19 protein-coding genes are annotated in these 17,984 nt (G+C 59.8%); 12 read left to right on the top strand and 7 right to left on the bottom strand.

Translation table 11 applies throughout. The features are described 5' to 3' along the window. Positions 1-474 precede the first annotated feature (474 nt). From ACN2XU_RS09315 to dnaQ, 4 genes are read left to right on the top strand one after another with little or no spacing between them, the layout of a single operon-like run. Positions 475-1,074 carry a Maf family protein gene (locus tag ACN2XU_RS09315; protein WP_419410158.1) on the top strand — a complete coding sequence of 200 codons (600 nt, stop codon included), beginning with the start codon at positions 475-477 and terminating at the stop codon, positions 1,072-1,074. Further along, positions 1,071-1,898 (top strand): shikimate dehydrogenase, encoded by an 828-nt coding sequence (locus ACN2XU_RS09310; protein ID WP_419410157.1) that lies wholly within the window; start codon positions 1,071-1,073, stop codon positions 1,896-1,898. The genes ACN2XU_RS09315 and ACN2XU_RS09310 overlap by 4 nt, the downstream gene beginning before the upstream one ends. Beyond that, entirely contained in the window at positions 1,895-2,488 is a 594-nt protein-coding gene (coaE, locus tag ACN2XU_RS09305; protein WP_419410156.1) for a dephospho-CoA kinase, read from the top strand. The genes ACN2XU_RS09310 and coaE overlap by 4 nt, the downstream gene beginning before the upstream one ends. Continuing rightward, complete coding sequence (dnaQ, locus tag ACN2XU_RS09300) at positions 2,481-3,218, top strand: DNA polymerase III subunit epsilon (protein ID WP_419410155.1); 738 nt, start codon at positions 2,481-2,483, stop codon at positions 3,216-3,218. Before coaE ends, dnaQ begins: the two co-directional genes overlap by 8 nt. Before the next feature lie 15 nt (positions 3,219-3,233). On the opposite strand, the gene secB is transcribed toward dnaQ, so the two are convergent. Together secB and ACN2XU_RS09290 are read right to left on the bottom strand one after the other, a co-directional pair. Next, positions 3,234-3,728: a protein-export chaperone SecB gene (secB, locus tag ACN2XU_RS09295; RefSeq protein WP_419410154.1), complete on the bottom strand. Its 495-nt coding sequence runs from the start codon at positions 3,726-3,728 to the stop codon at positions 3,234-3,236. A gap of 60 nt (positions 3,729-3,788) precedes the next feature. Beyond that, entirely contained in the window at positions 3,789-4,298 is a 510-nt protein-coding gene (locus tag ACN2XU_RS09290) for an FxsA family protein (RefSeq protein WP_419410153.1), read from the bottom strand. A gap of 104 nt (positions 4,299-4,402) precedes the next feature. Between ACN2XU_RS09290 and ACN2XU_RS09285 the strand changes: the two genes are divergently transcribed. The 3 genes from ACN2XU_RS09285 to ACN2XU_RS09275 are packed head-to-tail and all read left to right on the top strand — an operon-like array spanning position 4,403 to position 6,686. Next, positions 4,403-5,062, top strand: a complete 660-nt coding sequence (locus ACN2XU_RS09285) for a Tim44/TimA family putative adaptor protein (RefSeq protein ID WP_419410152.1) — start codon at positions 4,403-4,405, stop codon at positions 5,060-5,062. Then, positions 5,059-6,099, top strand: coding sequence for a murein transglycosylase A (gene mltA / locus ACN2XU_RS09280; RefSeq protein ID WP_500797238.1), 1,041 nt, complete (start codon positions 5,059-5,061; stop codon positions 6,097-6,099). Before ACN2XU_RS09285 ends, mltA begins: the two co-directional genes overlap by 4 nt. Continuing rightward, positions 6,096-6,686 carry a Smr/MutS family protein gene (locus tag ACN2XU_RS09275; RefSeq protein WP_419410150.1) on the top strand — a complete coding sequence of 197 codons (591 nt, stop codon included), beginning with the start codon at positions 6,096-6,098 and terminating at the stop codon, positions 6,684-6,686. Before mltA ends, ACN2XU_RS09275 begins: the two co-directional genes overlap by 4 nt. On the opposite strand, the gene ACN2XU_RS09270 is transcribed toward ACN2XU_RS09275, so the two are convergent. Continuing rightward, positions 6,683-7,894, bottom strand: coding sequence for an MFS transporter (locus tag ACN2XU_RS09270; RefSeq protein WP_419410149.1), 1,212 nt, complete (start codon positions 7,892-7,894; stop codon positions 6,683-6,685). The genes ACN2XU_RS09275 and ACN2XU_RS09270 overlap by 4 nt on opposite strands. A 97-nt stretch (positions 7,895-7,991) precedes the next feature. After that, positions 7,992-8,732, bottom strand: a complete 741-nt coding sequence (gene ubiG / locus ACN2XU_RS09265; RefSeq protein ID WP_419410148.1) for a bifunctional 2-polyprenyl-6-hydroxyphenol methylase/3-demethylubiquinol 3-O-methyltransferase UbiG — start codon at positions 8,730-8,732, stop codon at positions 7,992-7,994. A gap of 48 nt (positions 8,733-8,780) precedes the next feature. On the opposite strand from ubiG, the gene pip reads away from it, so the two are divergent. The 5 genes from pip (at position 8,781) to ACN2XU_RS09240 (ending at position 15,347) form a co-directional block, all read left to right on the top strand. Then, positions 8,781-9,761 carry a prolyl aminopeptidase gene (pip, locus tag ACN2XU_RS09260; RefSeq protein ID WP_419410147.1) on the top strand — a complete coding sequence of 327 codons (981 nt, stop codon included), beginning with the start codon at positions 8,781-8,783 and terminating at the stop codon, positions 9,759-9,761. 129 nt (positions 9,762-9,890) lie between these two features. Beyond that, complete coding sequence (locus tag ACN2XU_RS09255; protein WP_419410146.1) at positions 9,891-10,880, top strand: ABC transporter permease; 990 nt, start codon at positions 9,891-9,893, stop codon at positions 10,878-10,880. Next, a complete protein-coding gene (locus ACN2XU_RS09250; RefSeq protein WP_419410145.1) occupies positions 10,877-12,073 on the top strand; it encodes an ABC transporter permease in 1,197 nt (398 codons plus the stop codon). Before ACN2XU_RS09255 ends, ACN2XU_RS09250 begins: the two co-directional genes overlap by 4 nt. Positions 12,074-12,076: 3 nt before the next feature. Next, a complete protein-coding gene (locus ACN2XU_RS09245; protein WP_419410144.1) occupies positions 12,077-13,732 on the top strand; it encodes an ABC transporter ATP-binding protein in 1,656 nt (551 codons plus the stop codon). A 61-nt stretch (positions 13,733-13,793) separates the two neighbouring features. Beyond that, positions 13,794-15,347, top strand: a complete 1,554-nt coding sequence (locus ACN2XU_RS09240; protein ID WP_419410143.1) for an ABC transporter substrate-binding protein — start codon at positions 13,794-13,796, stop codon at positions 15,345-15,347. A gap of 240 nt (positions 15,348-15,587) precedes the next feature. Here the strand turns inward: ACN2XU_RS09240 and hslU are convergent, their stop codons facing one another. From hslU to trxA, 3 genes are all read right to left on the bottom strand, one after another. Then, positions 15,588-16,895 carry an ATP-dependent protease ATPase subunit HslU gene (hslU, locus tag ACN2XU_RS09235; RefSeq protein ID WP_419410142.1) on the bottom strand — a complete coding sequence of 436 codons (1,308 nt, stop codon included), beginning with the start codon at positions 16,893-16,895 and terminating at the stop codon, positions 15,588-15,590. 20 nt (positions 16,896-16,915) lie between these two features. Then, positions 16,916-17,473 carry an ATP-dependent protease subunit HslV gene (gene hslV, locus ACN2XU_RS09230; RefSeq protein ID WP_419410141.1) on the bottom strand — a complete coding sequence of 186 codons (558 nt, stop codon included), beginning with the start codon at positions 17,471-17,473 and terminating at the stop codon, positions 16,916-16,918. Positions 17,474-17,598: 125 nt separating this feature from the next. After that, positions 17,599-17,919: a thioredoxin gene (gene trxA, locus ACN2XU_RS09225; RefSeq protein ID WP_419410140.1), complete on the bottom strand. Its 321-nt coding sequence runs from the start codon at positions 17,917-17,919 to the stop codon at positions 17,599-17,601. Positions 17,920-17,984 lie beyond the last annotated feature (65 nt).

The raw sequence follows: 17,984 nt of genomic DNA, 5'->3' as shown, positions 1-17,984 counted from the left end.
CTTATGTGTCTTTATGGGAAACCACTCCAGAACAGGAGTATCAGCCTCGTACCTCAGCTGCCCCTCCTTCGTCAATCACCAAGCCTGAGCACCCTGCCTTTCTATAATATTTAAGAAAATAGTAAGGTTGTATGTTTAAGTTAGGGGGAGCGGTTAACTGTGGATTAATCAATCTTACCAAGGTTGTTCACAAGTACCGGTGCGCTGTACAGGTTTGTGGATAGTTTTACGCCTTGGCTTGTTAAGCGCTTTGATTATTCGGTTTTCTGCATCTCTTCGGACACAATACATCTCAGTGTGTAACCTTCGTTCTCTAAGGATGTTCACAGCCCCACAGTTATCCATCCCACAGCGCGGATAAGACCAGCGGCGCATCCTGAGCGTCCCAGTCTATCCCGAGGCTTGCATGGCCATCGCTTTTTCCCCAGAACCATACGCGTATCCGACCACACAGTTTTGCGCAGAATAATCCACATGAATCTTGATCTTATCCTCGCATCTGGCTCCCAAGTCCGGGCTGAACTGTTGCGCAGCGCGGGCCTGTCGATCCATTGCGAATCGCCGAGGCTGGATGAAGATGCCATTAAGCTTAGCCTGCTCGCCGAAGCAGCATCGCCAAGGGACATCGCCGATGCCCTCGCTGAGGCCAAGGCACAGAAGGTCTCGCGCAAGGTGCCCGAACTGCCGGTTCTCGGGTGCGACCAGGTCCTCGATTTTGAACAAACGCTATTGTCGAAGCCGCGCGACAGAGCTGAAGCCCGGACACAGCTTATGATGCTGCGAGGCAAGGCTCATCGACTTTTGTCTGCCGCGGTTTTGTACAAGGACGCAAAGCCGGTCTGGCGTCATGTGTCGACCGCTCGGTTGACGATGCGGTCCTTCTCGGACAGCTATCTTGAGAGTTACCTTGATCGCAACTGGCCGGATATCTCAGACAGTGTCGGCGGGTACAAACTGGAGAAGGAAGGCATCCGCTTGTTTTCCCAGGTCCACGGTGATCACTTCACGATCCTTGGCCTGCCACTCCTCGAATTGCTGAACCACCTTGCGATCACCGGGGTTGTTGAAGGATGACTGCCATTCCCCTTGCTGGCGTTATCGGTAGACCCATCAGCCATTCCTGGTCGCCGCGCCTCTTTTCGCATTGGCTGAAGGCGTATGAGCTGCCCGGTCACTACATTCCAATGGACATCGCGCCGGACGCGCTCGAAGCCTGCATTCGCCGTTTGCCCGATATGGGGTTTGTCGGCGTGAACATCACAATCCCGTACAAGGAGCGGGTGATGGACATCGCGGACATGATCTCGGATCGGGCCACGTTGATCGGCGCTGCCAACGTCTTGATATATAGAGAAGATGGCCGCATTCATGCAGATAACACAGACGGCTATGGATTCATCCAGAACCTGCGGCAGGGCGCCCCGGACTGGTCGCCCCAAGCGGGACCGGCGCTTGTTATCGGCGCAGGAGGCGCAGCGCGGGCGGTAATCGCGTCCCTGCTCGACGTGGGTGTTCCGAAAATTCATCTGACCAACCGCACAAGGCTGCGCGCTGACAAGCTGCGCGCCGATTTTGGCAACCGGGTTCAGGTTCATGACTGGGTTCAGGCCGGAAACCTCGTCGAAGACTGCCAGACGATCGTCAACACGACCTCTCTTGGCATGACCGGCAAACCGCCGTTCCGTGTACCGCTCGATGGTTTGCGTTCGGGCATGGTCGTGACGGACATTGTCTACACGCCCCTGAAAACGCGATTGCTCGACGAGGCGGAACAGCGCGGCTGCACGACGGTTGACGGTCTCGGTATGCTCTTGCATCAGGCGGTTCCCGGCTTTGAGCGCTGGTTCGGGCGGCGACCGGTGGTGGATGAGGACACGCGCATGGCGGTGATGGCATGAGGTTCAAGCTTGGTTTGACCGGCTCCATCGGGATGGGCAAATCGACCACAGCGCAGATGTTTGTGGAGGAAGGCTGTGTTCTTTGGGACGCAGACGCCGCCGTGCACCGGCTTTATGGCGTTGGCGGTGCCGCTTTGCGTCCGATGTCAGAAGAATTTCCAGACGTTATCGACAACGGTAGGGTGTCCCGCGATCGTCTCCGCCAGATTATTGCGGCTGACAAGACTGCCCTGCCCCGGATCGAGGCCATCGTGCATCCTTTGGTTCAACAGGATCGGCAGGATTTCATCACTGCGAACCCGGAAAGCATAGGTGTCTTTGATATTCCGTTGCTCTTCGAGACCGGCGGCGATGTAGCGATGGATGCAACGGCCTGCGTTCAAGTTTCCCGTGAAACGCAAAAACAGCGCGTGCTGGCGCGCGGTACTATGTCTGAAGAGGATCTTGCTCGCATCCTCGCGCGCCAGATGCCGAACGAAGAAAAATGTCTCCGTGCCACCTACGTCATCGAAACCGACACGCTTGAGCACGCCCGCGCTCAGGTGCACACTGTGATGCAGGATATCCGCGAAAGGCTTCAGAATGCGTGAGATTGTACTCGATACCGAAACCACGGGCTTTGAACCGGAAAGCGGTGATCGGATTGTCGAAATCGGCGCGGTCGAGCTTTTCAACCACATGCCGACTGGTCGCACGTATCATCAATATATCAATCCGGAACGCGACATGCCGGATGAGGCGTTCGGGGTGCACGGCATCGGCCCGGACCTTTTGGTCAGTGGTCCGCGACCGGCCAGGCCCGGGGAGGTCGTGCTCAAGGACAAGCCGGTCTTCAAGGCTGTGGGACAGGCGTTTCTCGACTTTATCGAAGACAGTAATTTGATCATTCACAACGCCAGCTTCGACATGAAATTCCTCAATGCGGAACTGAGGTGGATGGGCCTGCCGCAGATTGCGAACTCCCGCGCCGTTGATACCCTAATGATCGCGCGCAAGAAATTTCCCGGCTCCCCAGCCAGCCTCGATGCGCTTTGCCGGCGGTTCAATATCGACAACACGTCGCGGACACTGCATGGCGCTCTGCTCGACAGTGAAATTCTGGCCGAGGTCTATCTTGAGCTTATAGGCGGAAAACAGCCGGACTTCGGGCTTGCGGCGCCTGTTCAGAAGAACCGGGACGCGTCGTCGCAGATCGACAGCAATTGGCGCCCGAAGCCGCGTCCCACGCCGCTTCCATCCCGGGTTTCGGAAAAAGAAAAGGCGGCCCACGCCGCCTTTGTCGAGAAACTTGGAGAGAATGCGCTCTGGCTCAAGGCCTGAGCGCATAGCAAGTTCTTAGGCCACCGGCGCGTCTGCGTTGCTTTGCTGGCGCTTGGCGATCTCGGCGCGGTACAGCGCAAGAAAGTCGATGGTGTCGAGATTAAGCGGCATGAACCCACCGTCGCGCGTAACATCCGACACGATGCGGCGCACGAAGGGGAAGATCATCCGCGGGCATTCGATCAACAAGAAGGGATGCATCTGGTCTTCCGGGACGTTTTCGATCTGGAACACGCCTGCATAGTCCAGCTCCAGCAGGAACAGGTGATCACCGGTGCCCTTGGATTTTGCTTCAACCTTCAGCTTGAGGATTACCTCGTACTGGTTTTCCGTCGAGCGCTTCTTCGCGTCGAGATTCACCTGCACCTGAACGTCCGGCTGAACCTCGCCGGTTACGCCTTTTTGCGACAGGATGTTTTCAAAGGACATATCCCGCACGAACTGCGCAAGAATGTTCATTTTCGGGGGCTGCGGGACCTGAGGCGCCGCGCCGTTTTCATTTTCTGCCATGAGCCGAACTCCGCTGGGTCAAAATATCGCGCCAAGCCTTAGCAGGCAGGCGCAAGAGGCTCAATGCCTCGTCCAGCCAGAGCCGGGATGATTCGGGTTCTTGCCCTTGGGCACTTCGGTGAACTCGCCATCAATTACATCGCCGCCGCGCGCGGATGGATGGGGATCGCGCTGCGGACCACCGCGATTGACGTGCATCTCACCGCCCATTTCGAAGGAGGTGACCTTCACCCGTTTGCGCAGCCAGGCAAAAACCGCGACACGCACCGCCGGCAGAAGGAGAGCAAAACCAACCGCATCCGTGAAGAATCCCGGCGTCAGCAACAGGGCGCCAGAGACAAGGATCATCGCGCCGTGTGCCAAGGGCTCGCTCGGGTTTTCCAATCGGGAAAAAGAGCTTTGCAGATTGGCAATGGCCGCCCGCCCCTGCTGTTTCACCATATATGTTCCGATAATCGCAGTGATCACGACGATCCCGAGCGTTGGCCACAGTCCGATCAGCCCGCCAACCTGGATGAACAGGGCGATTTCGATCAGGGGTACCATAAGAAATGCAACGAAGACCCACATGGGAAGGCTCCTTCTTCTCTCGGTGCAGGTAGACTTGCCCGCACACAGCACCTACATAAGAATGCAACAGCCCAATTGCCATCCTCCCCCAACAAGAGGTGCAGATGAATTCGCCTATTTTGCAGCTTCTGGTCCTTGCCGGAATCGCCATTTTCCTGGTTTTGCGTCTGCGCAGCGTCCTTGGGACGCGCGACGGCTTCGAAAAACCCCCTGCCCAATCGGCGCCATCGTCCCGTCGCGACACCCGTGACTTCGAGGTGATCGAAGGCGGTCCGGATCTCGACATCACCGACCATGTGCCCGAAGGCTCGGACAGCGCCAAGGCGCTTGCCGCCATGAAACGGGCGGAGCCGAGCTTTGGTGTGTCCGACTTCCTGTCCGGTGCGCGCGGCGCTTACGAAATGATCCTCATGGGGTTCGATCGTGGCGAGATCGAGGATCTGAAGCCATTTCTCGACAGCGAGATCTACGACACGTTCGAGCAGGTCGTGGATCAACGTGCGGAACAGGGTCTGACCATTCAGTCCGAGTTCATCGGCGTTCGTGAACTGTCTCTGGTCGAAGCTACCTTTGACGAGGACACCCGGCGCGCAGAAATCACCGTGCGCTACGTCGGCGAGCTGACCTCCGTGGTCAAGGACGACACCGGTCAGGTGATCGAAGGCTCCGCGACGGCGGTCAAGAAACAGAAAGACGTCTGGACCTATGGACGCACCATGGGCAGCGATGATCCCAACTGGCAGCTTGTCGCCACGGACGAATGATACGAACGGCCCTAGCAGCGCTTCTTGCCCTAACCCTCATGACTGACCGTTCCAATGCCGAACCCGAGGTGCAGTACCAGATCCTCGGGTTCGAGGACCTGGACGGCTGGGAAAAGGACAACCAACAGGGCGCGCTGAAGGCCTTTCTGGCGACATGCAACGATCTCGATGATCCGGATTGGCGGGCGCTTTGCGGCGTTGCCGCCGACGCCACCAATGCGCGTGCCTTCTTTGAGCTGTTCTTTCGGCCGGTTCTGATCACCGAGGGTCAGGAGGGACTTTTTACCGGGTATTTCGAGCCAGAGCTCGATGGGTCGCCCTACCCTACCGCGCGCTATCGGTATCCGATCTACAAGATGCCGCCCGAGGCCCGGAAAATTCGTCCCTGGCTGACCCGTCGTGACATCCTTACGTCTGGCGTCATGGATAATCGCGGATTGGAAATCGCCTGGGTGGATGATCCGGTCGAATTGTTCTTCTTGCAGGTCCAGGGCTCCGGACGTGTTCGGTTTTCCGATGGGCGGATGATCCGGGTGGGCTATGGCGGCTTCAATGGCCATACCTATCGGTCCCTTGGCCGCGAACTGGTTCGGCGCGGCACGTATTCGCCGCATCAGGTTTCTGCCGATGTGATCAAGAACTGGGTTCGACGAAATCCGATCGAGGGCGAGGAGTTGTTGTATCACAACGACTCTTATGTGTTTTTCCGTGAGGTAAGCGAGGTCCCGGCAGACAAGGGCCCGCTTGGAGCGATGAACAGGTCGATCACGGCCATGCGTTCGATTGCCGTCGACCCGAAATTCACCCCGCTTGGAGCGCCGGTCTGGATCGAGAAGGACGGCGATATACCGATGCGGCGGTTGATGATCGCGCAGGATACCGGCTCGGCCATCAAGGGCGCGCAGCGCGCGGATATCTTCATCGGCACCGGCGATGAGGCTGGTCGTGTGGCTGGCACACTCAAGGATGCCGGGCGCATGGTTGTCTTCATGCCGATCCAGCGGGCCTACGCGCTGCTTCCGGATCCGGTTCAATGAGCCGGAGGCGCCTGCGCCCGGAGGAGCTTGAGCTGTGGCATCAAGTGGCGAAAAGCGCCGATCCCATGCACAAGGGTCCCAACCCGATGGAGCGCCCGGAGCCGACCAGGCCAAGCCTGCGCAAAACTGCGCCGCCACCCAAGCCGATCAGCGATTTCGGCATCGGGGAGTCGGTCACACCGCAGACGGATACCCATTATTTCCCGATAACCACCAGTCAGCGCCTGAAGGCCGAGCCGGTGCAGATGGACAACAAGGCGTTCACCCGGCTCAAGCGCGGCAAGCTGGTCCCCGAGGCGCGGATCGACCTGCACGGCATGACGCTTGATCGGGCGCACCCTGCGCTCAACCGCTTTATGCTTACTTCGCAGACGCGCGGCATGCGGCTGGTTCTTGTCATTACGGGCAAGGGATCGCGCGAGGACCCTTATGATCCAATGCCGCACCGGCGCGGGATCTTGAAGCGGCAGGTGCCGATGTGGCTCCGGCAGCCGCCTTTGTCGCTCATTGTGTTGCAGGTGGCCGAAGCGCACATCAAACACGGCGGCAGCGGCGCGTATTACGTTTACCTCAAACGCACGCGCTAGAGCCGTCCGCCATAGCGCCCGACACCGATCACCATGAACACCGTGGCCGCGATGAAGTAGCCCGCGACGCCAAGGTATTGCATTTCGATCCCCACGCCAAAGTCGATAAGCCCGCCGGTGATCCCCGGCCCAAGTGCCGAGCCAAGGACCATGACCGCCGCCGCCGTTGCCTTGATCGCTCCTAGATTGCGCGTGCCGTAGAATTCCGCCCAGAAGGCGTTCGGCAACGTATTGTTCGCTCCGGTGGTCAGCGCCATGCACAGCAGACCGATCAGCGTCGTCGACAGGCTTTCGCTGAAGCAGTAGATCGCAAAGGCAAGCACCGCCGGCAGCTGAAACCATGGGATCAAGCGCGCCGTGCCGAATTTGTCGAGCATCCAGCCCGACAGCAGCATCGCGCCGAAGGTCACGGCGGTATAGATCGGGAATAGTGCCACCAGATCGAAGTGCGCCCAGCCCTTTACGGTAGCGAAATGCACCTGCTGAAAGAAGAACGCGGTGCCAAAGGCTGCGGGCCCCAGAATTGCCGGGACCATGAACCAGAAGAGTGGGTGACGCAGGGCCTCCATCCGGGTCCAGTGCCGCTTGTCCATGCCATAGGATATGTCGGTTTCGGCGTGGCTCTGCGGGGTGCGCTCCTGCATCAGGAGCACGACAATCACAGGAATGGCGACCACGCTGACACCGGCCACAATGACCCAGAGCCACCGCCAGTCCACGATGAGCAGGAGCGAGACAAAGCTGACCGGAAGGACCGCTTCGCCCAGGGCAATGCCAAGCCCGGCAATCGACAGCGCCCGCCCGCGTGAGGCGATGAACCAGCGCGACATGGACACGACGGCGAGATGGCTCATCATCCCCTGCCCGCAGAGGCGCAGGGCAAAGATGACAAACGGCAGCATGGCCGCCCAGGGGTTCAGCGCCATGGCAAGGCAGGCCGACGCCAGCGCCAGCAGCACGATCACACTGAGAACGCGCGTCCGGTAAAGATCCGTCAGCGCTCCGCTCCACAGCATCACCGCCGCCGAGGCCCCTGTGCCAAGGGTGTAGATCCCGCCCCAGGCGCCGTGGCTGAGCGAAAAGGTCTCGCGGATCTCTCCGGAGAAGATCGAAATGAAAAAGGTTTGCCCAAAGCTGGACAGGAAGGTCAGCAGGATGCCGACGGACAGCCAACGAAAGTTGCCCAGCAGGAACGAAAAGAACGCCATGCGCAAGCTATGTCGCGCAACAACGACAGGGGCAATGCCCGAACGCACTGTTGCGTGGAGCATTTTGCAAAAGCCGCAGGCCGGATGCCGTTAGCGATCAGCCGCCGGGCGCCAATGCCGCCGTGACATAGTTCACCGACAGATCGCGGTCGGACAGGCTCCATTTCCAGCTTATGGGATTGAAGACGAAGCCTTTGCGGTCCACCGGCTGCAACCCCGCGCGCTCCATCAAGTCATAAAGCTCGTCCGGGGTGATGAATTTGTTCCATTCATGCGTTCCCTTCGGCAACCACCGCATGACGTATTCCGCGCCCACGATGGCCATGGCGAAACTCTTTGGATTGCGGTTGAGTGTCGAGCAGATATGAAGCCCGCCCGGCTTGAGCAGCTCGCGGCAGGCGGTCAGGTAGGCCAATGGATCGGCCACATGTTCGACGACTTCCATATTCAGCACCACGTCGAAACGCTCGCCCCCCGCAACGACCGCCTCCGCCGTGGTATGCCGGTAATCGATCGTCAGGCCGGACTGCTCGGCATGGGTCATGGCCACAGGAATATTTCGCTCGGCGGCATCCACGCCGACAACCTCGGCCCCGAGACGCGCCATCGGCTCGCACAGCAGCCCGCCGCCACAGCCGATGTCGACGATCTTCAGGCCCTTGAATGGCTCGGATTGTTTCAGATCGCGGTCAAACTCCCCTGCGATTTGCGTGGTGATGTAGTCCAGGCGGCACGGATTGAGCATGTGCAGTGGCTTGAACTTGCCGTTCGGATCCCACCATTCGGCGGCCATCGCTTCGAATTTCGCCACTTCCGACGGGTCGACCGTAACTGTCATGACATTCCCCATGGTCTTTTTTGCATCGCTCTTACATATAGTTTGATCATGGATAAATTCCCGAGCCAAAAACGCGCAGTGCAGTATCTTTATCCTCCTGTCGACCCGTTTGATCACCGCAGGCTGCCGGTCGGTGACGGGCACACACTCTATGTCGAGCAATGCGGCAATCCCGAAGGGATTCCGGTTATTGTCTTGCATGGCGGTCCCGGGGGAGGATGCAGCCCGGCAATGCGCCGTTATTTCGACCCTGCCGTGTTTCGCGTGGTGCTCTTCGATCAGCGCGGATGTGGCCGGTCGCGCCCTCATGCCAGCGTCAAGAACAACACCACATGGGATTTGGTTGCCGATATCGAGGCGATCCGCGAGACGCTGGAGATTGACCGGTTCATCGTTTTCGGTGGCAGCTGGGGCGCGACGCTTTCGCTCATCTATGCGATTTCGCATCCTGAACGCGCGCGCCATCTGGTGCTGCGCGGGGTCTTCATGATGACGAAAGTAGAGCTGGACTGGTTTTATGGCGGCGGCGCCGGGCAGTTCTGGCCTGAGACATGGGCGCGGTTCCGGGATCTCATTCCCGAAGACGAACGCGGCGATCTGATCGAAGCCTATCACAAGCGCCTTTTTTGCGGCGATCTGCGGATCGAGACCAAACATGCGCAGGCATGGTCCGCCTGGGAAAACGCCCTCGCCTCCGTCTACTCGTCCGGTCATGGCGGTGAAGCGCCCGGAGAATATGCCCGTGCGTTCGCGCGGCTCGAAAACCACTACTTCGTGAACAAGGGTTTTCTTGAGCACGACGGATGGATCCAGGCCAACGTTGACCGGATTGCCGATATTCCTGGCGATATCGTGCAGGGGCGCTATGATATGATCTGTCCGCCGCAGCGTGCCTGGGATCTGGCGCAGGCATGGCCAAACGCTGACTTGCACATGATCCGCAACGCAGGCCACGCCCTGTCCGAGCCGGGGATCAGCGCTGAATTGGTGCGCATTATGGATCGTATCGCCGAGGCGGAAGGTGCCTGATAGACTTGCTCAGCCATCCGCTAGCAGTGCAAAAAACCGACATTCTCGTCGAAAAACGACATAAGGCTTTACAGTTGTGCCTTGGTTGTTAACTTGCCAGTCAATTATAACAACGGATCGACAAGGATCGTGAACCCAGTTATCAAGATTATCCTCCAACGACTGGCCCTCGGGCTGTTGACCTTGCTCATCGTGTCCTTCGTGATCTTCACTGCGGTCAACATGCTCCCGGGCGACTTCGCCGAGGCGCTGCTTGGCCAATCCGCAACCCCAGAGGCCGTCGCGGCCATCCGGCGGGATCTTAATCTCGATCAACCCTTCTTCGTGCGATACTTCTCATGGCTTGGCGCGATGCTCACCGGCGATCTCGGTGTCAGCTATGCGCAGCTCAATTTTCAAAGCAACATGGGTGCCGCAACGCTCAAAACCGTGGTGGACCAGATCGCACCGCGTTTCGCCAACACCATGTTTCTGGCTGGTGTGACGGCTGCGATCGCGGTGCCCTTTGCGGTCACGCTGGGTTTGCTGGCCGCGCTCTATCGCAACTCGGTTTTCGACAAGGGTGTAAATATTGCGACGCTCACGTCGATCTCGTCGCCGGAGTTCTTCCTTGCCTATGTCCTGGTGTTGTTTCTCGCGGTGCTGAACCCGGTCCTGCCGTCGATCGCCAACATCTATCAGGGCATCTCTTTTCAGGATCGGCTTGTCGCCACGTTGCTTCCGGCTCTGACGCTCACGCTTGTGGTTACGGCTCATATGATGCGCATGACCCGCGCGGCCATCATCAGCCTTCTTGCCTCGCCCTATATCGAAATGGCGCGGCTCAAGGGGATGTCGCCCTTGCGTGTCATCATCAAACACGCGCTGCCGAATGCTTGGGCGCCGATCATCAACGTCGTCGCGCTGAACCTGGCGTATCTTATCACCGGTGTCGTGGTCGTGGAAGTGGTGTTCAATTACCCCGGCATCGGCCAGCTCTTTGTGGACGCTGTGAAAAACCGGGATATCCCGGTTGTGCAGGCCTGCTGCCTGATCTTTGCGGCAGCCTATATCCTGCTGAACCTCGCTGCTGACATCCTGTCGATCATGACAAACCCCCGCCTGAGGCATCCGAAATGACCGCGTTTCTCTGGAGTGTTGTCGCGCTGTTCGCCATCGCTTTGCTGGGCTGGCTGTTCCGGTTCGTCGGGCAGACGGTGACCAAGAACAAACCCTACTTTCGTGACATGCCCTATGCCGTGGCTTTTGGCTATGTTCTCGCGGCGGCGCTGGTCGTCGGGGGCATTTGGCTGTACCTGCGGCCGGCGATGACCGATGCGGGCACGCCGCGCGCCTCCGTGATCTTCTGGCGCTGGGCGGTGCATTTTCTTGCCGCCTCCGCCGTCGCGGCCTTTCTCTTCCGGCTTTTGGGGCGCGCCGTCGGCACCGCCAGCTCGCGAAAGCTTTTCCGGCAAATGCCCCTGACCGCCGCCTTCGGCATTTTTGTTGTTCTGATCTATGCCTTTGCCGCGATCTTTGCCGGGCTGATTGCGCCGCACGGCCAGGAGCAGGTCTTTGCTGCCGCCAATGTGGTGCCCGGGGGGGATCCGGCGCTGGGCGGCAATCCGGAATTCCCGCTCGGCACGGATCAGATTGGCCGTGATATCCTCTCTCGCCTGATCTATGGCGCACAGAACACTGTTGGCATTGCCTTTGCGACGACCATTCTGGCCTTCCTTCTTGGCGGCAGCCTCGGATTCCTTGCGGCGACTTTGCGCGGTTGGGTCGATCAGCTTCTGAGCCGCGCCGTGGATGTGCTCATGGCCATTCCCTCGCTGATTTTTTCCCTGTTGCTGATCACCGTGGCGTCCGCCTGGGTCAGCGGCACGGGGCTGACCATTGCCATGATCGTAATCATCGCCGTGATCGACGCCACCCGCGTTTTCCGGCTTGCTCGTGCGGTTGGCATGAACATCGTGGTCATGGATTACATCGAAGCGGCCAAGTTGCGCGGGGAGGGCCTTGGATACCTGATCTTCAGGGAAATCCTGCCCAACGCCACGGCGCCCCTGCTGGCAGAATTCGGGCTGCGCTTCTGTTTTGTCTTCCTGACCATTTCCGCGCTCAGCTTCCTCGGGCTCGGCATTCAACCGCCGCTGGCCGACTGGGGCACGATGGTGAAGGACCTGTCCGCCTTCATCAATTATGCCGCCTTCGCGCCGCAGATTGCGGCCTCGCCGCTTCTGGCCGCGGGCGCGATTGCCCTGCTGACCGTCGCCGTGAACTTCGTGGTAGACTGGATGCTGCACCGCAGCTCGGGATTGAAGGAGTAAGCGATGTCTGACCGTCCCACCCTTGTCGAGATGCGCGGCATTCATATGGAGGGCCGCACCGATGAAGCCTGGATGCCGATCATCAATGGTGTCGACCTCATCCTGAAAAAGGGCGAAGTGCTCGGCCTGATCGGCGAATCCGGTGCGGGAAAATCCACGCTTGGACTGGCCGCCATGGGCTTTACCCGTGATGGCGTGCGCATTTCCCAGGGCTCGGTGATGTTTGATGGCATCGACCTGCTCTCTGCCAGCGCCGAGCAGAAGCGCCATCTTCTGGGCAAGCGTATTGCCTATGTCGCACAGAGCGCCGCCGCCAGTTTCAATCCGGCCCACAAGCTGATTGACCAACATAGCGAAGGGCCGACCCAACATGGCGTCATGTCCAACGCCGAGGCCGAGGCCGATGGCATGGAGCTTTACCGCAAGCTGCGCCTGCCCAACCCGGACGAGATCGGATTTCGCTATCCGCATCAGGTGTCCGGAGGTCAGCTTCAGCGCGCAATGACGGCGATGGCCATGTCCTGTCGTCCCGACCTGATCATCTTTGACGAGCCGACGACCGCGCTCGACGTGACCACCCAGATCGAGGTGCTGGCCAGCATTCGCGACATTGTCGAAGAATACGACACGGCGGCGATCTATATCACTCATGACCTCGCGGTGGTTGCGCAGATGGCTGACCGGATCAAGGTTTTGCTCAAGGGTGACGAGGTCGAGGAAAACGAGACCCGCGCGATGCTGAGCGCGCCGAAGGAGGCCTATACCAAGAGCCTCTGGGCCGTGCGCGAATTCCAGCGCCCACGAAAGCCTGCCGTGGCGTCCGATGCCACGCCTGTAATTTCCGTTCAGGGCGTGACGGCGGCCTATGGCAAGATCAACGTGTTGCACAATGTCAGCTTTGACATTCACGAGGGGCGCACCGTTGCCGTCGTTGGGGAAAGCGGCTCTGGTAAATCCACTACGGCGCGCTGCATCACCGGACTGCTTCCGCCGCGCAAGGGTGTGATCGAACTTGATGGACAGCCCCTGCCGCTTGATTACCGCCAGCGCAGCAAGGAGCAGTTGCGGCAAGTTCAGATGATCTATCAGATGGCCGATACAGCGCTGAATCCTCGCAAGAAAATCGGTGAAATCATCGGCCGCCCCGTGGAATTCTACATGGGCCTGAAGGGACGCGACAAACGCCGCCGCGTCGAGGAATTGCTGGACCAGATCGAGCTTCCCGCAGATCAGTATTTCGATCGTCTGCCGTCCGAGTTGTCCGGCGGTCAAAAGCAGCGCATCGGGATCGCCCGTGCCCTTGCCGCCGAGCCGAAGTTCATCATCTGTGACGAGGTGACCTCCGCGCTGGATCAACTTGTTGCGGAAGGCATCCTGCGGTTGCTCGCTGACCTACAAGACAAGCTGAAACTGTCCTATATGTTCATCACCCACGATCTCGCCACGGTGCGATCAATCGCCGACGAGGTGGTGGTGATGAAGGAGGGCAAGGTTGTCGAACAGGGGCCAAAGACGGAAATGTTCCGCCCGCCTCACCATCCTTATACCGACCTTCTGCTCAGCTCTGTGCCGGAGATGGATCCGGATTGGCTGACCAATCTTCTGACAGACCGTGGTGTCGACAACATCGGTGATGCAGCGGTTGACAACATGACGTGAATCCGACCCACTCGGGACAAGAACAGGCGGTCAGACCGCCAGACAACAGGGAGATCAAACCATGACACGCATCAGTAGACGCGCTCTTCTGACCACCGGCGCTGCGGCCGGTGTGCTCGCCGCCTCCGGCCTGCCGCTTCGCGCACAAGCCACCCGCGGCGGACGCCTGCGCGCGGGCCTGTCCGGCGCCAACACCTCCGACAGCTGGGATAGCCGGACACACTCCGACCTGTTCATGATCGCCTCTGCGCAGGGCGGTGTTTTCGACAGCCTCACCGAGATCAAGCCGGATGGCTCGCTCGCTGGTGAGCTGGCCGAGAGCTGGGAGGCCTCCTCGGATGCCAAGACCTGGACCTTCAATCTGCGTCAGGGTGTCACTTTCCACAATGGCAAGGCTTTCGGAGCGGACGATGTGATTGCCTCGCTGCAGATGCACGTGGCCGAAGGCGCAAAATCGGCGGCCAAGCCGATCGTTTCCGCCATCACCGAGATGAAAAAGATCACCGACCACCAGGTTCAGTTCACGCTGGAAGCGGGCAACGCCGACTTCCCCTACCTGATGTCCGATTATCACCTGCTGATGTTCCCGGCGGGTCAGATTGACGAGGCGATTGCCAATGGTATCGGCACCGGCCTTTACAGCGTCGTCAGCTTCGAGCCGGGTGTCCGGTTCGTCGGCAAGCGCGTGGACAGCCACTACAAAGGCGATTCCGCAGGCTTCTTCGATGAGATCGAATACATCGCCATCAACGACAATACCGCCCGGATGAACGCGCTGATGACCGGGCAGGTCGAGGCCATCAACCGGATCGACTTCAAGACCGAGGCGCTGCTCCGTGCCAACCCGCAAATCCGCATTCAGGAAGTGACTGGCAACCAGCAGTACACCTTCCCGATGCTGACTAACGTCGCACCGTTCAATGACGTGAACGTGCGCCGCGCGCTGAAGTTCGCGATCAATCGTCAGGAAATGGTCGACAAGATCCTGCTTGGCCACGGGCGCGTTGGCAACGACACCCCGATCGGGCCTGCCAACCAGTATTACAACGCTGATATGGAACAGAATTCCTATGATCCGGACAAAGCCAAGTTCCATTTGAAAGAGGCAGGCCTGTCGTCCCTCGATATCGACCTTTCGGCGTCCAATGCGGCCTTTGAAGGGGCGGTGGATGCGGCGCAGCTGTACCAGGCTTCGGCGAAATCGGCCGGTATCAATATCAACGTGGTGCAGGAGCCGGCGGATGGCTACTGGTCCAACGTCTGGCTGAAAAAACCGTTCTGCGCGTGCTATTGGTCAGGCCGTGCGACGGAGGACTGGATGTTCTCAAGCGCTTATGAAGAGGGCGTTCCGTGGAACGACACCCAGTGGGGTCGCGACGATTCCGAGCGCTTCCAGGACCTTCTGGTCGAGGCGCGTGCCGAACTCGACAGCGCCAAGCGCCGCGAGATGTACGGCGAGATGCAGCAGATCCTGAAGGACGACGGTGGCGTCGTGCTGCCGATGTTTGCCAACTATGTGCAGGCGGTGAACAACAAGATCCAGCATGGCGAAACCGTCGGAAATCTCTGGCAGATGGACAATGCCCGCATGGCCGAGCGGTGGTGGATGGCGTAAGCCCGCCGATCCGAAAGCCTCAACGCATGGAGAACGCCCCGGTGGTCCGGGGCGTTTTTCTTTAGTCTCTATCGGCGGGTTTTTGATATCGAGAGCGTACAGAGCGCGGAAAGTAGAAGATCTTCCATCCGTCACGCCAGGGTGCGGGGCACAGCCCCGCCCTACGAACCGTTTGGCCAGAGGCTCAGGCTACGCCGCTGCGTTTATCTGGGTCAAATGCTCAAACCGGCGAGCGGCTTGTTACAGCACGTAGCGGCTGAGGTCCGTGCTGCGCGTGAGTTCGCCCAAATGCAGCTCGACAAAGGCGGCGTCCACGATCACGTCGCTGCCCGCCTGGTCGGGCGCTTCAAAGCTGAGTTCTTCGAAGACACGCTCCATCACCGTATAGAGCCGCCGAGCGCCGATATTTTCCACAGAGGTGTTCACCTCCGCCGCGATTTTGGCCAGCGCGGCGATGCCCTCTTCCGTGAAGCTGACGGTCACATTCTCGGTGGCCATGAGCGCGGAGTACTGGCGGGTCAGCGCATTGTCGGTTTCTGTGAGGATGCGGACAAAATCGCCTTCCGTAAGGGGGCGCAGATTGACGCGGATCGGCAAGCGACCTTGCAATTCGGGCAGCAGGTCCGAGGGTTTGGCGATGTGGAAAGCCCCGGACGCGATGAACAGGATGTGATCGGTCTTGACCGCGCCGTGTTTGGTGCTGACCGTTGTGCCCTCGATCAACGGGAGCAGGTCACGTTGGACTCCTTCGCGGGACACGTCGCCGCCGCGGGCGTCCTTGCGGGCGGCAACCTTGTCGATTTCGTCAAGGAAAACGATGCCGTTCTGTTCTACCGCTTCGATGGCTGCCAGCTTGACCTGCTCATCGTCGAGCAGCTTGTCGGCCTCTTCGGCGATCAGCACCTCGTAGCTGTCCGAGACGGACAGACGCTTGCGCGTGGTGCGTCCGCCGAAAGCCTTCCCGAAGATGTCGCCGAGATTCATCATGCCCATTTGCCCGCCAGGCTGGCCGGGGATATCCATCATCGGCAGGGGGGAAGCGGTTTCGGCCACGTCGAGGTCGATCAATGTGTCATCGAGTTCACCGTTCTTGAGCTTCTTGCGGAACATCTCGCGCGTGCCGCTGCGGGCATCTTCGCCGGCGATCGCGGTGATCACGCGCTCTTCGGCCGCCTCGTGGGCGCGGGCTTTCACATCTTCGCGCATCTGCTCGCGGGTCATGGCGATGGCGGCATCCGTCAAATCGCGGACGATCTGTTCCACGTCGCGCCCGACATAGCCGACTTCGGTGAACTTGGTCGCTTCGACCTTGATGAAGGGCGCGCGGGCGAGTTTTGCGAGGCGGCGGGAGATTTCCGTCTTGCCGACGCCGGTCGGGCCGATCATCAGGATATTCTTCGGATAGACCTCGTCGCGCAGGTCATCGGCAAGCTGCTTGCGGCGCCAGCGGTTGCGCAGGGCGACGGCGACGGCGCGCTTGGCGTCGGCTTGGCCAATGATGAAGCGGTCGAGTTCGGAGACGATTTCGCGGGGTGTCAGGTCGGTCATATGCTTCCTCTCGGGCCGGTTCAGGCCGAAATAGTCTCTACTGTCAGATTGCCGTTGGTATAGACGCAAATGTCGGCGGCGATAGCCATGGCCGCACGGGCGACCTGTTCGGCGTCCTTGTCCGTGTCCATCATGCCGCGGGCGGCGGCGAGGGCGAAGTTGCCACCGGAGCCGATGGCGGCGACGTTGTGTTCGGGTTCGAGCACATCCCCGGCACCGGTGATGATCAACAGATCGGTGCCATCGGTGACGATCAGCATCGCTTCGAGCTTTTGCAGATATTTGTCCGTGCGCCAGTCCTTGGCCAGCTCGACCGAAGCGCGCTGCAATTGGCCGGGAGTGGCTTCGAGCTTGGCTTCGAGGCGTTCCAGAAGGGTAAAGGCGTCGGCGGTGGAGCCCGCAAAGCCGCAAACCACATCGTAACCGCCGGGGGAGAGGCGACGGACCTTGCGGGCCGTGCCCTTGATCACGGTCTGGCCAAGGCTGACCTGTCCGTCACCGGCGATGACGACCTTGCCGTCCTTGCGCACGCCAATGATGGTGGTGCCGTGCCAGCCGGGGAAATCGGTATCGCTCATGCTCTGCCTCCTGTGGGTCGTTAGGGGGTCATATGGGGGATTTGAGCATTCTTGCCAAGAAGAAGCCGGGAAAAGAGAAAGGCCCCGCCGGGGTGGCGGGGCCTTGATCATGCGTCGGGTACGGATCAGATCGAGTCTTTGATCCAGCCTTCCAGCGCGGCTTTGGGGGCGGCCCCAGCGCGGTTGGAGACGACCTGGCCGTCCTTGAAGATGAAGAGGGCCGGAATGCCACGTACGCCCATTGCCGCGGCGGCGTTGGGGTTCTGGTCTACGTCGACCTTGGCGATCTTGATCTTGCCTTCATATTCGGCTGCCAGCTCTTCGAGCGCCGGGCCGATCTGCTTGCAGGGGCCACACCACTCCGCCCAGAAGTCGACGACAACGGGAACATCGGAGTTTTTGACTTCTTCGTCAAAGGTGGCGTCGGTGACGGCAACGGTTGCCATGGCGGTATCTCCTGAAAATGGGGCAGCGTGTCTTTGGAGGCGGAAGGTATGGACGGCAAGGTCTG

Origin of the sequence: Pacificoceanicola niger, from assembly GCF_048553275.1 — a bacterium.
GTDB lineage: Bacteria > Pseudomonadota > Alphaproteobacteria > Rhodobacterales > Rhodobacteraceae > Pacificoceanicola.
This window is presented reverse-complemented; position numbering and strand designations above follow the sequence as displayed.